6 protein-coding genes are annotated in these 5,951 nt (G+C 62.5%); all 6 read left to right on the top strand.

The genetic code is table 11. From position 1 onward, the window contains the following. Positions 1–634: 634 nt before the first annotated feature. Positions 635–1,054, top strand: coding sequence for a chorismate mutase (gene aroH / locus U9R81_RS07520; RefSeq protein WP_066790148.1), 420 nt, complete (start codon positions 635–637; stop codon positions 1,052–1,054). Between the two features lie 182 nt (positions 1,055–1,236). Next, a complete protein-coding gene (gene aroF / locus U9R81_RS07515) occupies positions 1,237–2,253 on the top strand; it encodes a 3-deoxy-7-phosphoheptulonate synthase (RefSeq protein ID WP_322494877.1) in 1,017 nt (338 codons plus the stop codon). Positions 2,254–2,433: 180 nt separating this feature from the next. After that, positions 2,434–3,315, top strand: coding sequence for a pyridoxal 5'-phosphate synthase lyase subunit PdxS (gene pdxS, locus U9R81_RS07510; protein WP_066790144.1), 882 nt, complete (start codon positions 2,434–2,436; stop codon positions 3,313–3,315). Between the two features lie 43 nt (positions 3,316–3,358). Further along, complete coding sequence (gene pdxT / locus U9R81_RS07505; RefSeq protein ID WP_322494876.1) at positions 3,359–3,931, top strand: pyridoxal 5'-phosphate synthase glutaminase subunit PdxT; 573 nt, start codon at positions 3,359–3,361, stop codon at positions 3,929–3,931. Beyond that, entirely contained in the window at positions 3,928–4,923 is a 996-nt protein-coding gene (locus tag U9R81_RS07500; RefSeq protein WP_322494875.1) for a hypothetical protein, read from the top strand. Before pdxT ends, U9R81_RS07500 begins: the two co-directional genes overlap by 4 nt. A gap of 6 nt (positions 4,924–4,929) precedes the next feature. Next, positions 4,930–5,951: AAA family ATPase (locus tag U9R81_RS07495; RefSeq protein WP_322494874.1), on the top strand; the 1,022-nt coding region annotated here is incomplete at its 3' end.

The following is a 5,951-nucleotide window of genomic DNA, read 5'->3' as shown; positions in this document are numbered from 1 at the left end:
GGCGCAAGAAGCCGTACCGCTACCGCTGGCCCGACGAGGTGCGCGATGAAATCCTCGCCCGCCTATTGGAGCTGAACGCCGCCATCGCTATGACGCAAAGCGAGCAAAGGCGCAGAGACGGGTAACGCAAAGACGCAGAGGATGGTTATGTGCCCCCTCCGGGGGGAGGAGTCCCACTCCCCTCCCCCAACAGGGGCCGGGGGGGGGGGCGCAAAGACGCAGAGGATGGTCAACACAAAGACGCAGAGGGCGCAAAGGGATGTGATAGGGGGCTGCGAGTGCGCTGCTACTCAATCACCAAAAACCCTTCGTGCCCTCTGCGGAGCCGGACAGCCGTCCGGCTTTACCGCGCCTTTGCGTTCTCTGCGAAGCCGGACAGCCGCCCGGCTCTACAGCCTGCTTGACGAACCGCCGCGACCATGGTATATTTCCCTCGTCGAAGCGGGAAAAGAGTAAGGTAAGCGTTCTTATGCACAACGCGCGCTTTTACACCTACTTCTTTTACTTTACCAGCCCACAATTGGACTGGTCGCTTCGCATTTCCTGAAGACGCACGCAAGCACAGAGCAAGCACAAGGGGGCGCGAGGCGAACAAACCTCGCGCCCCCTCTGTTATTGCCGCGGAGGAGAGGCAATGAACGTTCGTTGTCGCGGAGTACGAGGAGCGACCACCTGTGCCGAAAACACACGCGAAGCGATTCTGGAAGCGACCCATGAATTGCTCACGTTGTTGATCGAAGCCAACGGCATCGAGCCAGAAGACATCGCCAGCGCCATTTTCACCACCACCCCCGACCTCAACGCCGAATTTCCCGCGGTGGCGGCGCGGGCGATCGGATGGATCGACACCGCCTTGCTCTGCGGCCACGAAATGGCCGTGCCGGGCAGCTTGCCGCGCTGCATTCGCGTCTTAATCCACTGGAACACCACCAAACGCGCCGATGAAATCGTCCACGTCTACATCCGCGAAGCGCGCGGCTTGCGCCCCGAACGGGCCGCGCTGATGAGCGCCTTCCGCGTCGCAACGCCACTGCCGCCGGAGGAACGGCCATGAGCCGCCGGCACGCGATCGAGCCGGCGCAACGGTGCGCCGCGCCTGAGGTGACCAAGCTGCTTGCGCTGCAGCACCGGGCGCTCGCGTTGGGTGATGTGACCGCATGCTCTTCCCCTTGTGACGCCGGGCATCCTCTGCCCGTTTCGTCTCCAGATTCCTGTACCCCTGAGGAGGATCGTTCCATGATTGTCGTGATGGAGACCGGCTCGACCCAGAGCCAAATCGAAGCAGTGTTGGCCCGGCTGCGCGAGCATAACTTGCGCGGCCATTTAACTGTCGGCGAGGAACGGACGGTAGTGGCGGTGGTGGGAGCGGCCATCCCGCCGACGCTGCGCGAAGAGTTAGAGCATTTCGATGGCGTGAAAGAGACGGTGCGGATCACGCAGCCTTATAAACTAGTGTCGCGGGAAGTCAAACCGCACGATACCATCGTGCAGGTGGGGGAAGTGAAGGTCGGCGGCGGCCATTTGGCGATCATTGCCGGCCCCTGCTCGGTCGAGAGCGAAGAGCAGATTAAGGCCACGGCGCGGGCGGTGCGCGAAGCCGGCGCCAACATGTTGCGCGGCGGCGCGTTCAAACCCCGCTCTTCGCCATACAGCTTCCGCGGTTTGGGCGAGTACGGTTTGCAGTTGCTGGCCCAAGCCCGCGCCGAGACCGGCCTGCCAATCGTCACCGAAGTGATGACGCCGGCTGATGTCGAACTAGTGGCGAAATACGCCGACGTCTTGCAGATCGGCGCGCGCAACATGCAAAACTACCAATTGCTGGAAGAGGCCGGGCGCAGCGGCATGCCGGTGCTGCTCAAGCGCGGTTTGTCGGCGACGATCGAAGAGTGGCTGCTCTCGGCAGAATACATCATCGCACAGGGCAACCCCAACATCATCCTCTGCGAACGCGGCATCCGCACCTTCGAGACGGCTACCCGCAACACGCTCGATCTCAACGCGGTCGCAGTGGTCAAGAAACGCTCACACCTGCCGGTGATCGTCGATCCCAGCCACGGCACCGGCAAATGGTATCTGGTGCCGCCGTTAACGCTGGCCGCCATCGCCTCGGGGGCCGATGGCGTGATCATCGAAGTGCATCCCGACCCCGATCGGGCCAAATCGGATGGCGGCCAGTCGCTCAATCACGAGAATTTCATGAACCTAATGCCGAAACTGCGCGCAGTGGCCAAGGCGGTGGGGAGCAATTGGTAATCGCTCCCCGCGGTGACGGCAGGCAATACGTAGAGACGCACGGCCGTGCGTCGCCAGATAGCGGTGGCAGTGGTCTCCGCCATGCGACGCATTGCCCGCCATGTCACAGCGTGGTACAATGATTTGACGAGATCAGGAAACGTCACCGATTCATACCTTTCATACCTTGAGCGAGGCAGTATGGAAAAATCGACGTGGACGACGAAGGTAGGGCTGGCGCAGATGCTGAAGGGTGGCGTGATTATGGATGTGGTCACCCCTGAGCAAGCGCGTATCGCCGAAGAAGCCGGCGCGGTGGCAGTGATGGCGCTCGAGCGAGTGCCGGCTGACATTCGCGCGCAGGGCGGCGTCGCCCGCATGAGCGATCCGGAGCTGATTCTGGCGATCAAGCAGGCCGTCACCATTCCGGTGATGGCGAAAGCGCGGATCGGTCACTTCGTCGAGGCGCAAGTGTTGGAGGCGATCGGCGTCGATTATATTGACGAGAGCGAAGTGCTGACGCCGGCTGACGAAGAGCATCACATTAACAAGCACAAGTTCCGGGTGCCGTTTGTGTGCGGCTGCCGCAATCTGGGCGAGGCGCTGCGCCGGGTGGCCGAAGGGGCGGCGATGCTGCGCACTAAGGGCGAGGCTGGCACCGGCAATGTGGTCGAGGCGGTGCGCCATGCCCGCGCGGTGTATAGCGAAATCCGCCGCTTGCAGTCGATGAACGAAGACGAGCTGTTTACCTACGCCAAGCAGATTCAGGCGCCCTACGAGCTGGTCAAGCAGGTGGCCGCCGAAGGCAAGCTGCCGGTGGTCAACTTCGCGGCGGGCGGCATCGCCACGCCGGCTGACGCGGCCCTGCTGATGCAGTTGGGGGTTGATGGCATCTTCGTCGGTTCGGGCATCTTCAAGAGCGGCGATCCGGTCAAGCGGGCGCGAGCGATTGTCGAAGCGACCACGCACTACAACGATCCAGAGATCATCGCCGAGGTGAGCAAGGGCCTTGGCGAGGCCATGGTTGGCATCAACATCGATCAGATCCCCGCCGAGCAGTTGATGGCGCGGCGTGGGTGGTAGCAGGAGGCGGGCGGGCAGCACCCCGCTCCGCGCCCAAAACTGTATGACAGTTGGCGTGTTGGCCCTGCAGGGCGATTTTCGTGAACACTGCGCGGTCTTGTGCCGGATCGGCGTCGAGCCGGTCGAGGTGCGCTTGCCGCGCCAGCTTGCCCGCGTCGAGCGGCTGATTATTCCCGGCGGCGAAAGCACGACGATCGGGCGGCTGTTGGTGATGTACCAGATGTTGGAACCGATCCGCGAGCGGGCCGGTCGCGATTTAGCGATTTGGGGCACCTGCGCTGGTGCTATCTTGCTGGCCAACGAGGTGGTTGGCCAAAAGCAGGGCGGCCAGCCGACGATTGGCGCAATGAATCTCACCATTCAGCGCAATGCCTACGGCAGCCAGCTCGACAGCTTTGAGGCGCCGATCACGATGCCGATCATCGGCGAAGCGCCGCTCCCCGGCGTCTTCATCCGCGCACCGCGCATTGTGGCGCTCGGTCAGGGGTGCGAGGCGGTTGGTTGGTTAGAGGACGGCAGCGTGGTGGCTGCCCGCCAAGGTCGTTTGCTGGCGACCACGTTCCATCCTGAGTTGACCGGTGATGATCGGGTTCACCGGCTCTTTCTGGAATTATGATACGAACCGTGACGCTGGGCGATCTCTGGTTGCTCCGGCGGAAACCTCGCTACCAACAGGTGCTCTACACCGAACGACTGTTGGCGTATAGCCACCGGCCGCTTTGGTTTGCGTTGCAGAGCATGCTGGCCGGCAACCATCGCGAGCGGATGACGCTGGTGCTGGCCGAACGGGGCGGGTTTGCGTTGGCGCAGGCGATGGGCCGGCTGGGCCGGCCCGAACAAGATGTGATCTATCTGGCGACCAACGGCACGCGCAGCGAGCAGACTCCCAGCGATTACGAACTCTGGTTTCACCTGTTGCACCGGCTCTGCGCTGATGCGGCGCAGCATTCGGTGCAGCGCCTCTATGCGGCCTTGCCGAGCCAACACAACGAGTTGCGCGAAATTTTTCGCCAAGTCGGCTTTCAAGCTTATACCCATCGCCAGATCTTGCACCTTTCAGGGCCGGATTGGGATCAGGGCACCCGGCTGGCGCCGATGCGGGCGCAATCGCGGCGCGACCATTGGGCGATCCACAAGTTGTATGGCATCGTGGCGCCGCATCTCGTGCAACAGGCGGAAGTGCGCAACGCGCGCCATTGGACGCTCTACCAACCCTATTCGCTCGTGCGCCGGCAGGCGTGGGTGCTGGGGCCGGATGATGATCTGACTGCTTACTTGCGTTTGCTCAGCGGGCCGAGCAGTCACGTCTTTTCGTTGCTGATCCGGCCTGATGCGCGCGAACAAGCGGTGGATGTGTTACGGTTCGGTCTGGCCCAGCTCAGTGATAGCCGGCCTGTCTATTTAATCTTGCGCGAGTACCAGCAAGAGTTGTTTGAATCGGCGGTGCGGTTGGGTTTTCAACCGGTGGGTGAGCAAATCTTACTCGTTAAGCATACCGTGGTGCCGATTCGCCGCACGGTGCTGGCCCCCTCGTTGGAAGTGGGGCTAGAGCCGCGGGTGTCGGTGCGCCGGTATGCTTGGCCCCCAACAGTGCGGGAGGAGCGCTAAGCGGTTATGGCTGTGACGGATGCGACCAACGATATTCAACTTTTGTTAGCGACACTGCCGCCGGCGATCCGGGAGGCGATCCAGAAAGCCAACGATCAGGATAATCTGCTCGAAATTGTGATGGATCTCGGCCGGTTGCCGGAAGCGCGCTATCGTGGTCATGAGTTGTTCTTAAGCAATCGGGAAGTGACCGCCGAAGATATCAATTACGTGATCGCACGCATCGGCGAGTTCGGCGAGGACAACCGCGCTGGCATTCCCCGCACCCTCCACCGCATTTCCGGCATTCGCAATCGCCGCGGCGTGGTGATTGGGCTGACCTGCCGGGTGGGTCGCGCCGTGTATGGCACGGTTGATATTATTCGCGATCTGGTGGAAACTGGGCAAAGCATTCTGTTGCTGGGCAAGCCGGGCACTGGCAAGACGACGCTCTTGCGCGAGACGGCGCGGGTGCTGGGTGACGAGCTGCGCAAGCGGGTGGTCATTGTCGACACCTCGAACGAGATTGCCGGCGATGGCGATATTCCCCACCCCGGCATCGGGCGGGCGCGCCGGATGCAGGTGCCGCGTCCCGCCGAACAGCACAATGTGATGATCGAGGCGGTCGAGAATCACATGCCCGAAGTGATTGTGATCGACGAAATCGGCACCGAGCTGGAAGCGGCGGCGGCGCGCACCATCGCCGAGCGCGGCGTGCAGTTGGTGGGCACGGCCCACGGCAATACCCTCGATAACCTGATGGTCAACCCGACCCTCTCTGATTTGGTGGGTGGGATTCAAGCGGTGACGCTGGGTGATGAAGAGGCGCGCCGGCGCGGCACCCAAAAGACGGTGCTGGAACGGAAAGCGCCGCCGACTTTCAGCATTTTGGTTGAGATTCAGTCGTGGGATAGCGTGACCGTCTACCCCGATGTGGCGGCGGCGGTTGATGCAATCTTGCGCGGCGAAGAGCCGCCGTGCGAGCAACGCTTCCGCGAGCCGAACGGGACGGTGCGGCGCGAACCGGTGCGGCGCGCGCCGATTGATGC

The organism is Chloroflexus sp. (assembly GCF_034435895.1).
GTDB lineage: Bacteria > Chloroflexota > Chloroflexia > Chloroflexales > Chloroflexaceae > Chloroflexus.
Note: the sequence above shows the minus strand (reverse complement) of the source record. Positions and strands in the feature narration are given on the sequence as shown.